General features: G+C 39.4%; 14 protein-coding genes and 6 tRNA genes. 2 read left to right on the plus strand and 18 right to left on the minus strand.

Annotation, left to right across the window (positions count from 1 at the left end; all coding sequences use genetic code 11):
• Positions 1 to 29 precede the first annotated feature (29 nt).
• The gene (locus A6E06_RS04560) at positions 30 to 824 is read left to right on the plus strand and encodes an inner membrane protein YpjD (protein WP_065594329.1); all 795 of its coding nucleotides are present in this window, start codon (positions 30 to 32) and stop codon (positions 822 to 824) included.
• Between the two features lie 101 nt (positions 825 to 925).
• Positions 926 to 2,194, plus strand: coding sequence for an HlyC/CorC family transporter (locus tag A6E06_RS04565; protein WP_065594328.1), 1,269 nt, complete (start codon positions 926 to 928; stop codon positions 2,192 to 2,194).
• 70 nt (positions 2,195 to 2,264) lie between these two features.
• On the opposite strand, the gene luxS is transcribed toward A6E06_RS04565, so the two are convergent.
• The 18 genes from luxS to recA all read right to left on the minus strand — a co-directional run bounded on the left by luxS (position 2,265) and on the right by recA (position 18,451).
• On the minus strand, positions 2,265 to 2,783 hold the full coding sequence (gene luxS / locus A6E06_RS04570; RefSeq protein ID WP_065594327.1) for an S-ribosylhomocysteine lyase: 519 nt from the start codon (positions 2,781 to 2,783) through the stop codon (positions 2,265 to 2,267).
• A gap of 30 nt (positions 2,784 to 2,813) precedes the next feature.
• Positions 2,814 to 3,413, minus strand: a complete 600-nt coding sequence (locus A6E06_RS04575) for a hypothetical protein (RefSeq protein WP_065594326.1) — start codon at positions 3,411 to 3,413, stop codon at positions 2,814 to 2,816.
• Positions 3,414 to 3,480: 67 nt separating this feature from the next.
• Complete coding sequence (gene gshA / locus A6E06_RS04580; protein WP_065594325.1) at positions 3,481 to 5,046, minus strand: glutamate--cysteine ligase; 1,566 nt, start codon at positions 5,044 to 5,046, stop codon at positions 3,481 to 3,483.
• A gap of 132 nt (positions 5,047 to 5,178) precedes the next feature.
• Positions 5,179 to 8,031 (minus strand): pitrilysin family protein, encoded by a 2,853-nt coding sequence (locus A6E06_RS04585; RefSeq protein WP_065594324.1) that lies wholly within the window; start codon positions 8,029 to 8,031, stop codon positions 5,179 to 5,181.
• A gap of 8 nt (positions 8,032 to 8,039) precedes the next feature.
• On the minus strand, positions 8,040 to 8,471 hold the full coding sequence (locus A6E06_RS04590) for a YqaA family protein (protein WP_065594323.1): 432 nt from the start codon (positions 8,469 to 8,471) through the stop codon (positions 8,040 to 8,042).
• Between the two features lie 96 nt (positions 8,472 to 8,567).
• A complete protein-coding gene (locus A6E06_RS04595; RefSeq protein ID WP_065594322.1) occupies positions 8,568 to 9,698 on the minus strand; it encodes a sodium ion-translocating decarboxylase subunit beta in 1,131 nt (376 codons plus the stop codon).
• Positions 9,699 to 9,709: 11 nt separating this feature from the next.
• Positions 9,710 to 11,488 carry a sodium-extruding oxaloacetate decarboxylase subunit alpha gene (gene oadA / locus A6E06_RS04600; protein WP_065594321.1) on the minus strand — a complete coding sequence of 593 codons (1,779 nt, stop codon included), beginning with the start codon at positions 11,486 to 11,488 and terminating at the stop codon, positions 9,710 to 9,712.
• Between the two features lie 37 nt (positions 11,489 to 11,525).
• Complete coding sequence (locus A6E06_RS04605; RefSeq protein WP_065594320.1) at positions 11,526 to 11,777, minus strand: oxaloacetate decarboxylase subunit gamma; 252 nt, start codon at positions 11,775 to 11,777, stop codon at positions 11,526 to 11,528.
• A gap of 331 nt (positions 11,778 to 12,108) precedes the next feature.
• A tRNA-Arg gene (locus tag A6E06_RS04610) sits at positions 12,109 to 12,185 on the minus strand.
• A gap of 65 nt (positions 12,186 to 12,250) precedes the next feature.
• Positions 12,251 to 12,327: transfer RNA gene (locus A6E06_RS04615), tRNA-Arg, on the minus strand.
• 66 nt (positions 12,328 to 12,393) lie between these two features.
• Positions 12,394 to 12,470, minus strand: a tRNA-Arg gene (locus tag A6E06_RS04620).
• 50 nt (positions 12,471 to 12,520) lie between these two features.
• A tRNA-Ser gene (locus A6E06_RS04625) sits at positions 12,521 to 12,613 on the minus strand.
• Positions 12,614 to 12,687: 74 nt separating this feature from the next.
• Positions 12,688 to 12,764, minus strand: a tRNA-Arg gene (locus A6E06_RS04630).
• Positions 12,765 to 12,817: 53 nt separating this feature from the next.
• A tRNA-Ser gene (locus A6E06_RS04635) sits at positions 12,818 to 12,910 on the minus strand.
• Positions 12,911 to 13,123: 213 nt separating this feature from the next.
• Positions 13,124 to 13,321 (minus strand): carbon storage regulator CsrA, encoded by a 198-nt coding sequence (gene csrA / locus A6E06_RS04640; protein ID WP_065594319.1) that lies wholly within the window; start codon positions 13,319 to 13,321, stop codon positions 13,124 to 13,126.
• Between the two features lie 81 nt (positions 13,322 to 13,402).
• Positions 13,403 to 14,572 (minus strand): aspartate kinase, encoded by a 1,170-nt coding sequence (locus tag A6E06_RS04645; protein WP_065594318.1) that lies wholly within the window; start codon positions 14,570 to 14,572, stop codon positions 13,403 to 13,405.
• 12 nt (positions 14,573 to 14,584) lie between these two features.
• A complete protein-coding gene (gene alaS, locus A6E06_RS04650) occupies positions 14,585 to 17,164 on the minus strand; it encodes an alanine--tRNA ligase (protein ID WP_065594317.1) in 2,580 nt (859 codons plus the stop codon).
• Positions 17,165 to 17,407: 243 nt separating this feature from the next.
• Complete coding sequence (recA, locus tag A6E06_RS04655) at positions 17,408 to 18,451, minus strand: recombinase RecA (protein ID WP_065594316.1); 1,044 nt, start codon at positions 18,449 to 18,451, stop codon at positions 17,408 to 17,410.
• Between the last annotated feature and the right edge of the window lie 20 nt (positions 18,452 to 18,471).

Below are 18,471 nucleotides of genomic sequence, written 5' to 3' on the forward strand. Positions count from 1 at the left end.
TTGTTGATAAATTAGATGAACTGTTAATTATGGATGCCATTACAGCAATTAGTGCTGCACTTTTTTACTTTCTTGCTTTAGCTTTTATTGTTCCAGGCTTAGCAGGTCAAAATAAAATTCAAACCAATGTTGTATTTATATGCGCATCTCTTGCGTTACTTCTTCATGCCTGGCAATTAAAAGAGCTAATTCTCAACAGTTTTGGACAAAATCTAAGTATTTTAAATGTCGCGTCTCTCATTAGTTTTATTATCTCTTTGGTAATGAGCGCTGCAATGCTTAAATTTAGAGTGTGGTTTATTCTACCTGTTGTTTATAGCTTCTCTGCTATTAATTTATTAGCTGCCACTTTCTTACCGGGTGCTTTTATTACCCATTTAGAAACGCACCCAAGTCTACTAATTCATATATCGTTAGCATTATTCGCGTACTCTACACTAATGATAGCGACTCTTTATGCTCTACAGCTTGCTTGGCTTGATCATAAACTAAAAAGTAAAAAATCATTAACACTCAATCCTAACCTTCCTCCATTAATGATGGTGGAACGTCAACTTTTCAAGATCATTCTTGTGGGTTTAGGGCTATTAACTCTAACTTTATTGACAGGCCTCACATTCATTCAAGATATGTTTGCTCAAGGCAAAGCTCATAAGGCTGTGCTTTCATTTTTAGCTTGGATTATCTATGCCGTATTAACTTGGGGACATTACCGTCAAGGCTGGCGTGGACAAAAGGCACTATGGTTTAGTCTTACTGGGGCTTTTTTATTAACTCTTGCCTATTTTGGTAGCCGTTTTGTTCAAGAAGTTATTCTTACTTAATAACGATAATCCGCTCATTTTTCACGATCAAAATTGACATCATTACCATTAGTATTGATAAATACGTTTTACTATTATTTTAAAATTGAGGACTTAGACACTTGGACGACATATCAACCGGCGCCCTATTTACTCTACTTGCTGTACTTATTGTTATCTCAGGTTACTTCTCCAGTTCAGAAACTGGCATGATGTCCTTAAACCGCTATCGCTTAAAGCACCTATCGAATCAAGGTCATAAAGGTGCAAAACGTGTAGAAAAATTATTAAGTCGCCCTGACCGTCTTATTGGGCTGATCCTTATCGGAAATAACCTTGTTAATATCCTTGCCTCTGCTATTGCCACCATACTAGGTATGCGTCTTTATGGTGATTATGGTGTTGCTATTGCCACTGGTATTTTAACTCTTGTTATCCTTGTCTTTGCTGAGGTTACGCCAAAAACACTAGCCGCAATGTACCCTGAACGAGTCTCTTATAGCAGTAGTATTGTACTTAACATTCTAATGAAGCTTCTTTCTCCTCTCGTTATTTTAGTGAACTTAATTACTAACGGTTTTTTAAAAATACTCGGCCTTGGTACACATAGTGGTAATAAAGATAACTTAAGTTCAGAAGAATTGCGTACCGTTGTACATGAAGCTGGCGGACTAATCCCTCGCCGACACCAAGAAATGCTTATTTCAATTTTAGATTTAGAACACGTAACTGTAAACGATATTATGGTGCCTCGCAGTGAAATCACCGGTATCGATATTAATGATGACTGGAAATCAATTTCTCGCCAATTAGCGCATTCTCCTCATGGTCGAATTGTTCTGTATAGAGATCAAATTGATGAAGTTGTCGGAATGCTTCGCTTACGAGAATCATACCGTTTGATGCTTGAAAAAAACGAGATGACAAAAGAAACCTTATTAAGAGCAGCTGATGAGATTTACTTTATTCCTGAAGCGACGCCATTAAACAGCCAATTATTAAAATTTCAGCGTAATAAAGAACGTATTGGTCTTGTTGTAGATGAATATGGCGACATCCAAGGTTTAGTGACTCTTGAAGATATTTTAGAAGAGATCGTGGGCGAGTTTACCACATCAATGGCACCAAGCTTAGCTGAAGAAATAATGCCTCAACCTGACGGTAGCTTTATGATAGAAGGCAGCGCCAATATCAGAGATATAAATAAAGGGCTAAAATGGGATTTACCAACTGATGGTCCAAGAACATTAAACGGCTTAATTCTTGAGCATTTGGAGGAAATACCAAAAACGAACATTAATTTGGAAATTGAACAGCACAATATGAAAATCATTGCCGTTGAAGAAAACAAGATTAATTTAGTTAAAGTGTTCCCAAGTTCAAAAAAATAAAATACCGCTTAAAAAAATCCCGTATTAGCGAGCTAATACGGGATTTTTTACATCGATTAAACCGTAAAAACTAATCGACTGATAATTCTTTTAGCATTGAATCAGGTAATGCGAGTTCATCGTTTTTATTCACTCGAATACCAAAAGCCAAGATAGCAGTAGCAATTGCCTTCGCCTCTTCTAAAGAGTGCATAGCATAAGTACCACATTGATATTCATTCAATTCAGGGATTTTATTCTGAGCCTCAACATTTAGTACATCTTCCATTGATGCAATCCAAGCATTTGCCACTGTTGTTTCAATTGGTGTTCCAATCAAGCTCATATAAAAGCCAGTGCGACATCCCATTGGTGATATGTCAATAATCTCAACTTCTGGTCCATTTAGATGATTACGCATAAAACCAGCGTATAGATGCTCTAAAGTGTGGATGCCTTTCTCTGACAAGATATCTTTATTTGGGGCTGTAAAACGCAAATCAAACACGGTAATTGTATCGCCTTTTGGGGTTTGCATTTTCTTTGCAATACGAACAGCAGGCGCTTCCATTCGAGTATGATCAACGGTGAAGCTATCTAATAATGGCATAATTTAATCCTTTAATTTATGAATGATGGTTTACCACCACCAACTACTTTGTCTTTCAAGCTCAGCTTTACATTGTTTTAATTGCCAGCCATACGTTTTAGCTTGAGATTCAACTCTACGTGCTATCTTAATCAATTGTGGTTTACTTTGATAGCTCTTGCGTTTATAACCACCTCGACCTTCATGATAAGCAAGGTATTGGTTGTAAGGATCCCACTTAGATATGCCTAGTTGCTTTTGTGACCCATCGGTATACCAACCAATAAACATAATAGCATCATCAAAACTACTACGAGAGCCTCCTCCCGTATCATCCTCATACTCACCCCATACTGGATCTTGAGCTTGTGCATATCCATAAGCCGAGCTTGGGCGACTCCAAGGAATAAAGCCTAATAACTTAGTCCTTGGCGGGCGAACATCTGAGCGAAAACTGCTTTCTTGCTTCATGATGGCCATCGCTACATTGATTGGCGTACCGTACTCTTCTGTCATGTCTTTCGCATCATCGTACCAACCGCTTTTTTCTCGAAAAATATCGCATACATTATCTTGCTTAGTTGGTGGGGCTGTTGCACATCCTGACAGCAGTAATAATACAAATACTGACATCGAAAATTTATAATTCATTTTAATTTACTCAAAAAAAAGCACTGCTACCCATAGAATAACAGTGCGCTGTAATATTTGACTTTAATTACTTCAAATAACTAAAGTAATCTTCTAAATATTCAGAGAATGACTGTGTATCTTTCGATTCAATCTCTTTCTGTGCAAGAAGAGAACGAGAAACTTCCGCATCCAACTCTTCTTTTGTATAAAAACCATATTGATGTTCAAGGTGAGTTTTTCGATGCTGAACGGCAAGATCACAGCCTATTTTACCGATACCTCCCCCCTTTTTAGTTTCAGCAAGTAGTCGACCTGAAATCGTTAATTCAGGGTCTTCAATCATTGCCGTTAAACGTTGATGTGTTTGTTGGTATTCATCGTTACCATTTGCAGCATCCATTTCTTTAGCAATGATAAGCAAGTCATCAAAAACTCGTTCAGCCCATGCTTTTTGAGTTAAACGTTCCCCTTGGCAACCAATTTGAAGCTCTAAACCTGGCTTACGACCTTGCTCAACAATTTTATTCCAATTATCTTTCCAACATGCCATTTCACTGTCATTCATTGGCGCTGAATCAGTTAATACTGCCCATGCTAAAAAGAGATCAAGAAAGCGAACCTGATCTTTATCAACACCAACCGAACTAAATGGATTGACATCTAGCGAACGAACTTCGATATATTCAACCCCTGAACGTTCTAATGCCTCTGATGGTCTCTCACCTGATTTAGTCACTCGTTTAGGTCTAATTGGTGCATACAACTCATTTTCAATTTGAAGTACATTTGCATTTAATTGAATATGTTTGTCGCCTTCTTTTAAACCAATCTTAGCGAATTCTTCCGAAGGGGTCTTAATTGCTTTATTTAAACCTTCAACGTACTCATTCACGCTATTTAAACTGATCTTTAAATCACTTTGCGCATCATTAGTATAACCAAGGTCACTCAATCTTAAAGACGTAGCATATGGTAAATACAGTGTATTCCCTAATGATTCAAACTCCATTGCAGTTTCACGACCTTGGATGAATGAACTGCATAATGCAGGGGAGGCTCCAAAGAAATAAGGGATTAACCAACCAAAGCGATAATAATTACGGATCAAAGCAAAATAAGCATCAGAGACAGAATCCTGTCTCTCTTTTTCCGTCTGCTCACCAAACAATTCATCCCAAAACTCAGTAGAAAAAGAGAAATTAAAATGCACTCCAGAAATAACCTGCATTACACTGCCATAGCGACGCTTTAAGCCTTCTCTATAAGTGGTTTTTAGTTTCCCTACATTTGAGTCGCCATATTGAGCTAATGTTATATCGTCGTCTTTAGTAACAAAACACGGCATAGATAATGGCCAAAGCTTCTCTTCACCCATATGAGATACAGTGTAATGATGCACATCTTCAAGCTGATTAATCACAGTATCTACATCATTTGATACTGGCGTAATAAATTCTAACAACGACTCTGCAAAATCTGTTGTTATGTATTTATGAGTTAACGCTGAACCTACGCCCACAGGATGTGGGTTTGAAGAAAGCGACCCGCCAAGAGTAAATCTCAGGGTCTCTCTTTCAATTCCCCGGCCTGATTTTCTAAATGCCTGGGGATTGGAAGCGACTTTCTGTAATCGGTTGATAAATTCGGTCAAAATACATTCTCGCTATTGAGGTAAGTTCAACATAATGTTGATTTATATCATGGGATATTAGCAAATTTTAATAACGATTGGATACGAAAAAACGGCAATATACGCTTGATATTGCCGTTTTTCTAACAATAGTTACTCCTTAAGAGTGATTAACTCAACGGGTAATCCTAGTGTTTTTAGTTTTGGTGTTAGTGCTTTTTTATCCCCAACAACAATGATTTGATATTTTGTCGGATCAAACCACTTCGTTGCTAACTCATTAAATTCATCACGACCTAAAGTAGCAATTATTTCATTTTGTTCGTCAATAAAATCAGCGTCTAACGAGTACGTTAATATTTTACCCAATAAATTTGCTTTCTGACTTGGTGTTTCATACTTTAATGCATCTTGTTGACCAACCGCCAAACGCATAAAATTAAGCTCATCCATTGTCATACCATCATTAGCAAACTTCTGCATTTCTGCTGTAAATTCTTTTATTGATTCAAGCGTCACATCTGCACGTACTTGAGCATAAAAAATCGACATTCCAACTTCTTTATTACCGGTTAGATAGCCACCAGCGCCATAGGTATAACCCTTATCTTCACGAAGATTTTGGTTAATTCGGCTATTGAAGTTCCCACCTAAATTAAAGTTTGCAAGTTGTGTTTCAAATAATTCACCAGTTGCATCAAAAGGCATACCTTGTCGAACAAAACGAATCACACTTTGAGGTGCATTAGGCTTATCAATTAAATACACTTTTTGTTGGGTTAATTTTGGTAATTGTTGTGGTGCTAACAATTGTGGTGTTTCACCTTTCCATAGAGAAAGAAAAGAGAGTTTTGATATCAAATCTGATTTATTAATATCACCTACAGACACAACCTGTGTTCCTACTGGTGTATAGTTTTCTTTATAAAAACGTTTTACATCATCCAGAGTTAGATTTTTTACTGAAGCAATCGTTCCATCTGGTGAGCGGTCAAATATTGTACCTTTGAACAACACTTCTCGCGTTGCTTGAGACGCTAACCATGATGGTTTTTGATGACTATAAACCAAACCTTCTACAGCTTGTTTTTGTAGGCGTTCAAAATCTGCTTGCTTGAATGCAGGAGAAAACAACATTTCATTTACTATAGACAATGTTTCATCTAAATTTTTTGTTAATGAAGATACTGATACCCCGGTAGTATAGCTACCTGAATTAAACGAGATCCCACTGCCTAATTTATCTAAACGTTTTTGCAGCGCTTCAGAACTTGATGTTGTAGTCCCTTCTTCCATCATTGCAGCCGTTAATGATGCTAAGCCTTCTTGGCCTCGTGGCACATAACGATTTCCAGCAGGAATTGAGATTTGTAATTGAACCGTTGGTGTTTCAATTGCTTCAGAGCCTAAGACTTCAATACCGTTAGCTAATTGCGCACGGAAAATATCTGGTGTTTTAGCAGTAACCGCCTTTGATGGTAATGGCATAATTGAGCGGTCAAAATCATCAACCGCTTTACGTACAGCTAAACTAGTGTCATCAATTTTCTCGTATTCAGGTAAGTCTCGTTTCGGCGTCGTAAAGTTAGGCGCTTTAACTTGCAGTTGCGTTTTCCCTTTTGGTACCACACTTAGCGTCACCTTGTATTTATTCGCTATATACGAATTAAAAGCTTGAGAAACCTTCTCTGGAGTCACCGCTTTAAGTTCTGCTAATTGCTTTTCTAATTGGTCTGGATTGCCATAAAAAGTTTCATTAGAAGCAAGTTGAGACACTTTTCCTGAAACTGACTGCAAGCCAAAAATCGCACCGGCTTCTGCACTGCCTTGCACTTCTGCTAGATCTTCTTGAGATACACCTTCTTTCTCAAATTTATCTAAAACATCCATCACTTCTTTATATGCGGTAGCAAGGTCATTCTTATCACTAGAATCCGTCATCGCATACACATACATGGTACAAGAAAGTTCAGCACAATCATGAAATGCTCCTGCATCCACGACTTTACCCGTTTTAACTAGATCTTGATAAAGCAAACTCGTTTTACCATCACCAAGTAAGGTTGCTAGCATATCAAGGCTAGCTTCCGTTTTTTCACCACGATAAGTTGTTGGCCAACCAATCATAACCATTGGTTGTTGAATTCGATCTTCCAAAGTAATAAAACGATCTTCAGTCAGCGTTACTGGCTGTTTTGGGGCATCTTCAACTTCAGGACCACGAGGGATTGAGCCGAAATATTTATTTACCCATTCCAACGTCTGTTTACTGTCTAAATCACCACCAATGGTAATAACTGCGTTATTTGGGCCATACCAACGTAAAAAGAATGCTTTAAGGTCATTGACGTCTACACGGTCTAAATCTTCAACATAGCCAATGGTTTGCCATGAGTAAGGATGATCTTGTGGAAACAAAGCCTCTCCCATACGCTCATAAATTAATCCATAAGGTCGATTATCATAATTTTGACCACGTTCATTCTTAACAGTACTGCGCTGAATTTCAAATTTCTTTTGGGAAACGGCATCAATTAAAAAGCCCATACGATCAGACTCTAGCCAGAGCATTTTCTCTAATTGATTAGCTGGAACCGTTTCAAAATAATTGGTTCTGTCGCGGTTAGTTGTACCATTTAAGGTGCCACCCGCTTCGGTGATTATCTTAAAATGCTGTTGGTCACCCACATTTTCTGAGCCTTGGAACATCATATGCTCAAAGAAGTGTGCAAACCCTGATTTACCAATATCTTCACGTGCCGAGCCTACGTGATAAGTGACATCAACATGAACTAATGGATCTGAATGATCTGGGCTAAGAATAACGGTTAAACCATTCTCTAATGTATATTTCTGATAGGGAATTACCGTTGTCCCTTCCTTTGGCAAAACTTGCTCAATTAAAGTCACACCTTGCGGTAAGTCGGATGTTTTTGGCGCTTCAAATTCAGAGTTACTGCAACCCGCTAGAGCCAGAATTATCGAGAGGCTTAATAATTTTTTCATTTTAGTTCCTATAAAATCCCATTTACTGCGAGCGATAACAGAAGGTATCGTGCAGCCTTTCCTATCCCAATTAAAATTACGCATGGCCAGAATCTCATTCGTAGCCATCCAGCAGCAAGACAAAGAGGATCACCTATAACTGGTAACCAACTGAACAATAACGTCCAATAACCGTATTTTTTTATCCATTGAATCGCTTTATGACCATATTTTTGTGAAGAAGTTTTATTAGGTAATAACAAACCAATCCAATAATTTGTAATCCCGCCTAACGTATTTCCCAATGTTGCAACGGTTATCACTGTCCACATGGAGAAGCTATCTAGTTTTAACGTTGCAATCAAGCTCGCTTCTGACGCGCCAGGTAGCAAGGTCGCACTTAAAAAACCAGAACTAAATAACACCCACAATGCAGAATCTGCATTAAACCAATCAAACATGATTGAATCTATTCCCGTACTAATACTAATATATCAATAAGCATAAAATAAAAAAGGGCGCATCAGCACCCTTTTTTTGTTACGTTTTATTCAACATTAACCAACTAATGCCAATAAAATACCAGCCGCAACAGCAGAACCAAGTACTCCAGCGACATTTGGCCCCATAGCATGCATTAATAAAAAGTTTTGAGGGTTAGCCTCAAGTCCTACTTTATTAACAACTCGTGCTGCCATTGGTACTGCAGATACCCCCGCTGCACCAATTAAAGGGTTAATGTCTTCTTTTGAATACTTGTTCAATATCTTGGCCATAATTACACCACCAGCAGTACCGACACTGAAGGCAACTGCACCTAACAATAAAATACCTAACGTTTCTACATTAAGGAACGTTTCTGCTTTTAGTTTTGAGCCAACACCTAAACCTAAGAAGATCGTCACAATGTTAATCAATTCATTCTGAGCAGTATTCGATAAGCGATCAACCACACCTGATTCTTTCATTAAATTACCTAAACAGAACATGCCAACGAGTGGTGTTGCTGAAGGTAAAAACAAAATAGTCATCAATAAAACAGCAAGTGGGAAAATAATTTTCTCAGCCTTACTAACATGACGCAGTTGTGCCATCTTTATTTGACGCTCTTCCGGTGTCGTTAACGCTTTCATTATCGGCGGTTGGATAATTGGAACCAGTGCCATATAACTGTATGCCGCAACTGCAATTGCCCCTAATAAATCAGGAGAAAGCTTACTTGCTAAGAAAATCGCGGTTGGCCCATCTGCACCGCCAATAATGGCGATTGAAGAAGCATCTGCTAACGTAAATTCCATACCCGGCACAAAGTTAAGTAGTATGGCACCAAACAGCGTAGCAAAAATACCAACTTGAGCCGCAGCGCCTAACCATAACGTTTTTGGATTTGCAATTAAGGCACCAAAATCAGTCATTGCTCCCACGCCCATAAAGATGAGCAATGGGAATACCCCAGTCTCAATCCCTACATAATAAACGTAATACAATAACCCACCAGGCTCAGTAAATCCTGCGTTTGGAATATTCGCTAATACCGCACCAAAACCAATTGGTAATAATAATAACGGTTCAAATCCTTTTTTTATTGCTAAGAATAAAAGTCCACAGCCAACTAAAATCATAATAAGCTGTTCAAACTTAAAATTGGCAATTGCGGTTTCATTCCACAGTGTTAATAAACCATCCATGTTTAATTACCCTACGCTAGAGAAAGCAACGGTGTACCAACAGTTACCGCATCGCCTTCCTTAGTTAAAATATCCTGCACTGTTCCATTACGTGAAGCTCTGATTTCAGTTTCCATCTTCATAGCTTCAAGAATAAGTAACACATCACCTTCTTCTACTTCAGCACCCGGTTGCACTAAGACTTTAAAAATAGTCCCCGCAAGTGGCGCATCAACAGATTCTGCATCTACAGCAGATAATTGAGCTGACTGAACAGGTGCTGCTTGAGCTGATACTGGAGAGACTGAAGAGATTACACCTTGAGGCCCAACTTCTACATTATAAATTTGTCCATCAACTTTCACGCTATAAGCTTCAACACCACCTTTCGCTGGCGCCGCTTTAATATCTGCTTCTTTTTCTGTTCCTGGTGCGGGTTCAAATGCCTCTGGGTTATTGCGATTGTTGAGGAATTTCAAACCAACTTGTGGGAATAATGCATAAGTCAGCACATCATCCACTTGCTGCTCTGCCAATTCAATATTGTCTTCTTTTGCCTTAGCGACAAGCTCATCAGTCAAGGTATGAAGCTCTGCTTTCAATAAATCCGCAGGACGACAAGTAATTGCTTCTGCACCATCCAATACTCGCGCTTGTAACTCTGCATCAACAGCAGCAGGTGCTGCTCCGTACTCACCCTTCAATACACCCGCTGTTTCTTTAGTGATGCTTTTATAGCGCTCACCAGTAAGAACATTAATTACCGCTTGAGTACCCACAATTTGAGATGTTGGGGTCACAAGAGGGATATAGCCAAGATCTTTACGTACTTTAGGTATCTCGAGTAATACTTCATCCATCCTATCAGCAGCACCCTGCTCTTTAAGTTGGCTTTCCATATTAGTTAACATTCCACCAGGAACCTGAGCAATCAGGATTCGTGAATCAACCCCTTTCATCTGACCTTCAAATTTCGCATATTTTTTACGAACTTCACGGAAGTAGGCCGCGATAGGATCTAATTGTTCAAGGTTAAGATTGGTATCACGACCTGTACCTTCGAGCATTGCCACGACAGTTTCTGTCGGTGTATGTCCGTAAGTTTGGCTCATAGAAGAGATTGATGTATCTAAAATATCAATGCCTGCTTCTGCCGCTTTTAAGGCTGTAGCGGTAGATAAACCAGTTGTTGCGTGGCTATGTAAAGCAAGAGGTACATCACATGATGCTTTAATTCGTGTAATTAATTCTTCAGCTTCATAGGGTTTAAGCAAGCCAGACATATCTTTGATACATAAAGAATGACAACCTAGATCTTCAAGGCGCTTCGCAAGATCAACCCATGTATCTGAATTATGCACTGGGCTTGTTGTGTAAGAAAGTGTCCCTTGAGCATGAGCACCGACATCTATCGTAGCTTTTACTGCTGTTTGAAAGTTTCTCACATCATTCATGGCATCAAAAATACGGAAAACGTCCATACCATTTGCATGCGCTCGCTCTACAAACTTTTCAACCACATCATCTGCGTAATGGCGATAACCTAAAAGATTTTGGCCACGTAATAACATTTGCATCGGTGTATTTGGCATCGCTTTCTTTAATAGACGCAAGCGCTCCCACGGATCTTCACCTAGATAGCGAATGCATGCATCAAATGTTGCTCCACCCCAAGTCTCTAATGACCAATAGCCAATTTTATCAAGCTGCTCTGCTATAGGCAGCATGTCTTCAACGCGCATACGAGTGGCGAATAATGATTGATGAGCGTCACGAAGTACCACATCAGTGATAGAAAGTGGTTTAGACATACTTACAAACTCCTTGTAATAATTTTCCTAAAACAGTTTATCGATTCTTTTGACGGTGTAATTTAACCGCAGCAGAGATCGCAGCAATAATTTGAGGCTGGACTGTTGTTTGATCGGGATTCTGAGCTTTTTGAATCGCTAATGCTTGCTTCGGAGGTAACTCCACGGGCAATAGCTTAGACATAAGCTGAACGAGGTAGACAAGAATGGTAAGGAATATGAATACGACGCTCATGCCAGTTAGCATTAACGTTGCAGCTTCCCCTAGTAGACTTCCAATGTCTGTCATCTTTTATTCCTTTTTTGATGATAGTGACAATGTAAAATTTAGTATGTAACTTACTAACAAATTATGTTCTTTTATTCTAAAAAGAAAGAATGATTATCTCGACATCAATGTATTTGTCAAATGCGAAACGATCACACTTTATTAAAAAAAGTGTTTTATGGCGAGATATATCCATACACTGCCACTATTCACCTTGAAGCAAACTGATTACAATCAAATTACCCAATAATAACCTTAAATTAATATTTCTTAATAATATTATCAATTGGTTAACTTAATTTTCTATAGGCATAAAAAAACCCGACCATAAAGATCGGGTTCTTCTAAAGAATGGTGCGCCAGGAAGGATTCGAACCTCCGACCGCCTGGTTCGTAGCCAAGTACTCTATCCAGCTGAGCTACTAGCGCACAGTAATTCTAATTGTCTTTGTAACTAACTATTGTAACCAATAAACAGTTACAAAAAGAAAAAATGGTGCGCCAGGAAGGATTCGAACCTCCGACCGCCTGGTTCGTAGCCAAGTACTCTATCCAGCTGAGCTACTAGCGCACAATAAATTCTGATTGTCTATCGCACCAACTTATCCTCTAGATAAATTGTCACGACAGTAAATAATGGTGCGCCAGGAAGGATTCGAACCTCCGACCGCCTGGTTCGTAGCCAAGTACTCTATCCAGCTGAGCTACTAGCGCACAATAATTCTTTTCATCATGTTGATTATACAAATCAACACAACTAAATATGGTGGTGAAGGAGGGATTCGAACCCTCGATGCGGCTATAAACCACATACTCCCTTAGCAGGGGAGCGCCTTCAGCCTCTCGGCCACCTCACCGTTTTTTTTGGAACTCTGTTTAATCATTTGCAAAATGATTATTATTGGTAGGTACGAATTACCAATAAAAAGAATGGTGCGCCAGGAAGGATTCGAACCTCCGACCGCCTGGTTCGTAGCCAAGTACTCTATCCAGCTGAGCTACTAGCGCACAATAATTCTTTTTTATTCTTGCTGACCATAAAGATCAACAGGAATCAATAATGGCGGTGAAGGAGGGATTCGAACCCTCGATGCGGCTATAAACCGCATACTCCCTTAGCAGGGGAGCGCCTTCAGCCTCTCGGCCACCTCACCGTCTTGAGGAGGCACATATTACGGTTTACCAAAAATATGTCAATGACTTTTTAAGTAAAAAATAACGCTTTTTGTTCAACAGCCTACGAAACAACCAAAATGAGCAAAAATAGAACGTTATACGTAGCTTATGCCTATATTTACTGTTTATTTTATCTAATCTAAATAGGTAAAATAAAACAAGGCTGACAATGTCAGCCTAATTCATACGAATTAAAAGTCACCTTGTGAAGCTACAGGTGTTCCTTTTTCCGCTTGAATGCGCATGTAAATCTCTTCACGGTGTACAGATACTTCTTTCGGTGCATTAACACCAATACGTACTTGGTTGCCTTTAACGCCTAGTACAGTAACTGTTACTTCGTCACCAATCATTAAAGTTTCACCTACACGGCGAGTCAAAATTAGCATTCGAATGCTCCTTGAGTTATCTCAGTATTATAATAAATGTATGTATTGTCGGTTATCGCTTATTTTCATAAACGTCTCTGCTCAAGAAACAGCGATCATAAGGTTATTATCTTGTGATTGCTCTGTAATAACAAACGTTTTATGTAAAATTTCTGCCGCTCGTTGTAAATCAGCTTGATTCACGATAACTGACACACTTTTAGGCTCTATATCATATTGATAAATATCAACACTATTAGCCACTAGTTGATTGCAAGCAGATTCTGCCATCCCTTCAACATTATCTCCGACTAACGTCAGAATTGATAAGCTACTAATATTGCGTATTTTTGTATTAAATGCCAGTTTCAATTGTAAAATATTTGCTTTTGGCACAACAATTTGAAAACAATCGCCCCTTTCAGCTAACACTTTATATTGTTTATAAAGCTCTTTCTGTTCTTTAATCGAAATGCCTTCGCATTCAACAAGAGAAAGGTCCTGCTCTAAAGCTAAACCAGTAACACCTAAAACGTCTTTCGGACTCTCACAAATAAGCGTCCCTTCACCATCTTCAAAAGAAGATAATACTCTTAGTGTTACCGATGAATTCCAAGCATGAATGACAGAATGCTCTTGAAGAACCTTTGCTCCAGATTTTGCTAATATATGCATATCCGAAAAAGACACTTCTTTTAAACGGCGCGTATTCGATACAAAACGAGGATCTGAAGAATAAACACCATCTACATCCGTAAAAATTTGGCATTCATCTGCATTTAATGCAGCAGCTAAAGCTACTGCAGTAGTATCAGACCCACCTCGACCTAATGTAGTAATATTACCAACCGCATCACGCCCTTGGAATCCTGCAACTATCACCACATACCCTTTACTTAACCACTGCGTGATTAAATCAGTTTGAATATGCTCAATCGTTGCGTCATTAAATACGCTATTTGTTTGGATTCCAGCCTGATCAGCCGTTAATGAAATTGCCTTGATGCCCTTTTGGATTAGAGACATAGCTAATAAAGCAATAGAAACTTGTTCACCGGCAGAAAGTAGCATATCCAATTCTCGAGGTTCTGGAACCTCACTCATTTGAGTAGCCAAATTCATTAAACGATTAGTTTCACCTGCCATAGCAGAAACAGCAACAACGACATCATGCCCTTGTTGCTGCGTTGAGATGATACGCTCAGAAACAGATTGGATCCGTTCAACGGATCCAACTGATGTACCACCGTATTTTTGTACGATTAATGCCACTGATACGACCTATTACAGACGCTCAGTTAGCCAAGCTTCAACAGAAGCAAGCGCTGCAGGTAATGCATTCGCATCAGTACCGCCAGCTTGAGCCATATCAGGACGACCGCCACCTTTACCACCAACTTGTTGTGCAACCATATTCACCAATTCACCAGCCTTAACTTGACCAATAAGATCTTTAGTTACACCAGCAATCAAGCTTACTTTACCATCGGAAACATTAGCTAATAGAACAACACCGCTGCCAATTTGGTTTTTAGCATTATCAACCATTGTGCGTAAATTTTTGCTATCTGCATCATTTAGAGCAGCAATTAACACTTTAGTACCTGCAATTTCTTGCAATTTACCCATGATATTTGCACTTTCTGCAGTCGCTATTTTTTCTTGAAGTAATTGAATCTCTTTTTCAAGTTGCTTAGCCTTTGATGCCGCTTCACTCAGCTTTTTATCTGCCGCTTTCTGTTGAGCTTCAATTGCATCTAATGCTGCTTCACCGGTAACCGCTTCAATACGACGAATACCCGCTGCAATACCACCTTCTGAAGTGATTTTAAATAAACCAATATCACCGGTGCTTGATGCGTGAATACCACCACATAGTTCAGTAGAGAATCGACCCATAGAAAGAACACGAACTTCATCGTCGTATTTTTCACCAAATAGAGCCATTGCGCCTTTTTCTTTCGCGGCATCAATGTCCATCAAGTTTGTTTCAATCTCATGGTTTAAACGAATTTGTTGGTTAACAATACGTTCAACTTTACGTAGCTCTTCAGCTTTAACACCTTCAAGGTTAGAGAAATCAAAACGTAAGCTTTCCGCTTTAACTAATGACCCTTTTTGCGTTACGTGTTCACCTAACACTTCACGAAGTGCTGCGTGCAATAAATGCGTCGCTGAGTGATTTAGAGTAATCGCAGTACGACGCTCTTGATCAACTTGAGCCATTGCACTATCGGCAGTTGATAACACACCTTCAACTAACTTACCGTGGTGACCAATTGCATTGCCTACTTTTTGAGTATCAGTGACAACAAATTTACCCGCTTCTACCGTGATAATACCAGCATCGCCAGATTGGCCACCTGATTCAGCATAGAATGGAGTCACATCTAAAATTAGAATCGCGTCATCGCCTGCAGAAAGAGCTTCAACAGCTTCGCCTTCACGGAAAATCTCTAAGACTGTTGCTTTTGCTTCAGTTGAGTTATAACCATGAAACTCTGTTTCTGATTCAACTTTGATCACTGCATTATAATCAGTACCAAATTGACCCGCTTCACGAGCTCGTTGACGTTGCTCTTCCATCGCTTTTTCAAAACCATCTTCATCGATAGTTAATTCACGCTCACGAGCAACATCGTTCGTTAAATCTGCTGGGAAACCGTAAGTATCATAAAGCTTAAATACGGTTTCACCGTCAAGAACTGTGCCTTCTAGGTTATCTAACGCTTCGTTCAGAATTACCATGCCGCGCTCAAGCGTACGAACAAAGTTTTCTTCTTCAATCTTAAGTACTTTTTCCACTAGTGCTTGTTGCTTTTTAAGCTCTTCGCCAGCGGTACCCATGATTTCAGCTAATGGACCAACTAATTTATAGAAGTAAGATCCTTTAGCGCCTAATTTATTCCCGTGACGTACTGCACGACGAATAATACGACGTAATACATAACCACGGCCTTCGTTTGACGGCATAACACCATCAACGATTAAGTAAGAACAAGAACGGATATGGTCAGCAACTACACGTAAAGATTGGTTTGAAAGATCATCATAACCAACCACTTTTGCTGTTTCTTTAATTAGTGTTTGGAAGATATCAATTTCATAGTTTGAGTGCACGCCTTGCATGATAGCTGCAATACGTTCAATGCCCATACCTGTATCTACTGATGGCTTAGGAAGTGGTTCCATTGTGCCATCTGCTTGACGGTTGAATTGCATGAAAACGTTGTTCCAAATTTCAATAAAACGGTCGCCATCTTCTTCTGGTGTACCTGGACGGCCGCCCCAAATGTGCTCACCGTGATCATAGAAAATCTCAGTACATGGACCACAAGGACCGGTATCACCCATTTGCCAGAAGTTATCTGATGCATAAGGTGCGCCTTTGTTATCACCGATGCGAACGATGCGATCTGCTGGAATACCCATTTCTTTATTCCAGATTTCAAACGCTTCATCATCAGTTTCATAAATAGTCACTAATAGACGATCAGCAGGAAGCTCTAGACGCTCAGTCAGGAATTCCCATGCGTATTTGATTGCATCTTGCTTAAAGTAGTCGCCAAAGCTGAAGTTACCAAGCATTTCAAAGAAAGTATGATGGCGAGCAGTAAAGCCTACATTTTCTAAATCATTATGCTTACCACCAGCACGAACACAACGTTGAGAAGTCGTCGCACGAGTGTAGCTACGCTTTTCTGAACCAAGGAAGCAATCCTTAAATTGGTTCATACCGGCATTCGTGAATAGAAGAGTTGGATCATTTGCTGGAACTAGAGAAGAACTCTCAACAATTTGGTGTCCTTTGCTTTCAAAAAAAGCAAGAAACGCACGGCGGATCTCGTCAGTGCTCATATACATGTGGATATTCCTGATTGAATCGTAGTTTAACTCACCCTTGTACTCAGTTAAGCCAAGCAGTGTTTTTAAGACAGAATTTCGGATATTGTATACGCAAATGAAAGTGAAATATAGATAGCGGCAACGATCAAAGGAGGAAACAGAAAGAATTCTATTTTTGGTAGGTAGCGTCTCTTTTTATAGACAAAAAAAAGCCAAACTCAACGGTTTGGCTTTCTGCTATTTTAATTAAAATCGAATGAATTAAAACTCTTCGTTTTCTTCTTCAATTTCATTCTCAACTTCAGGTTTATTTTCAGTTGGCGTTAATAACATTTCGCGTAGTTTCTTATCCAATTCAGCGCCGATTTCTGGATTTTCGCGCATAAATTTAGATGCGTTAGCTTTACCTTGGCCGATCTTATCGCCATTGTAGCTATACCAAGCGCCAGCTTTGTCTACGAGCTTATGTTTAACACCTAAGTCAATCAACTCACCTTCGCGGTTAAAACCTTTACCGTATAATATTTGAGTTTCAGCTTGCTTAAATGGTGCAGCAATTTTGTTTTTTACAACTTTAATACGGGTTTCGTTACCAACGACTTCATCGCCATCTTTTACTGCGCCAGTACGACGGATATCAAGACGAACTGAAGCGTAAAACTTAAGTGCATTACCACCCGTTGTTGTTTCTGGGTTACCAAACATCACACCAATCTTCATACGAATTTGGTTAATGAAGATACACATACAGTTCGATTGTTTTAGGTTACCCGTGAGCTTACGCATTGCTTGAGATAGCATACGAGCTTGAAGACCCATGTGGCTATCGCCCATTTCACCTTCAATCTCAGCTTTTGGCGTTAGTGCAGCAACTGAATCGACAACAATGACATCAACAGCACCAGAACGAGCTAATGCATCAACGATTTCTAATGCTTGCTCGCCAGTATCTGGTTGAGAACATAATAGTTGGTCAATATCGACACCCAGTTTTTGAGCGTAAATAGGATCTAGAGCATGCTCAGCATCGATAAATGCACAGGTTTTTCCTGCTTTTTGTGCTTGAGCAATCGCTTCCAAAGTTAGTGTCGTTTTACCTGATGATTCAGGACCGTAAATTTCAACGATACGTCCCATTGGTAAACCGCCAGCACCTAGAGCAATATCAAGAGATAAAGAACCAGTAGACACAGTTTCAACATCCATTGTGCGGTTATCGCCCAACTTCATGATTGAACCTTTACCAAATTGTTTTTCAATTTGACCTAATGCTGCGGCCAGTGCTTTTTTCTTGTTATCGTCCATTTGATTCTCCAGAACTCTAG

Origin of the sequence: Aliivibrio sp. 1S175, from assembly GCF_001690985.1 — a bacterium.
Taxonomy (GTDB): Bacteria; Pseudomonadota; Gammaproteobacteria; order Enterobacterales; family Vibrionaceae; genus Aliivibrio.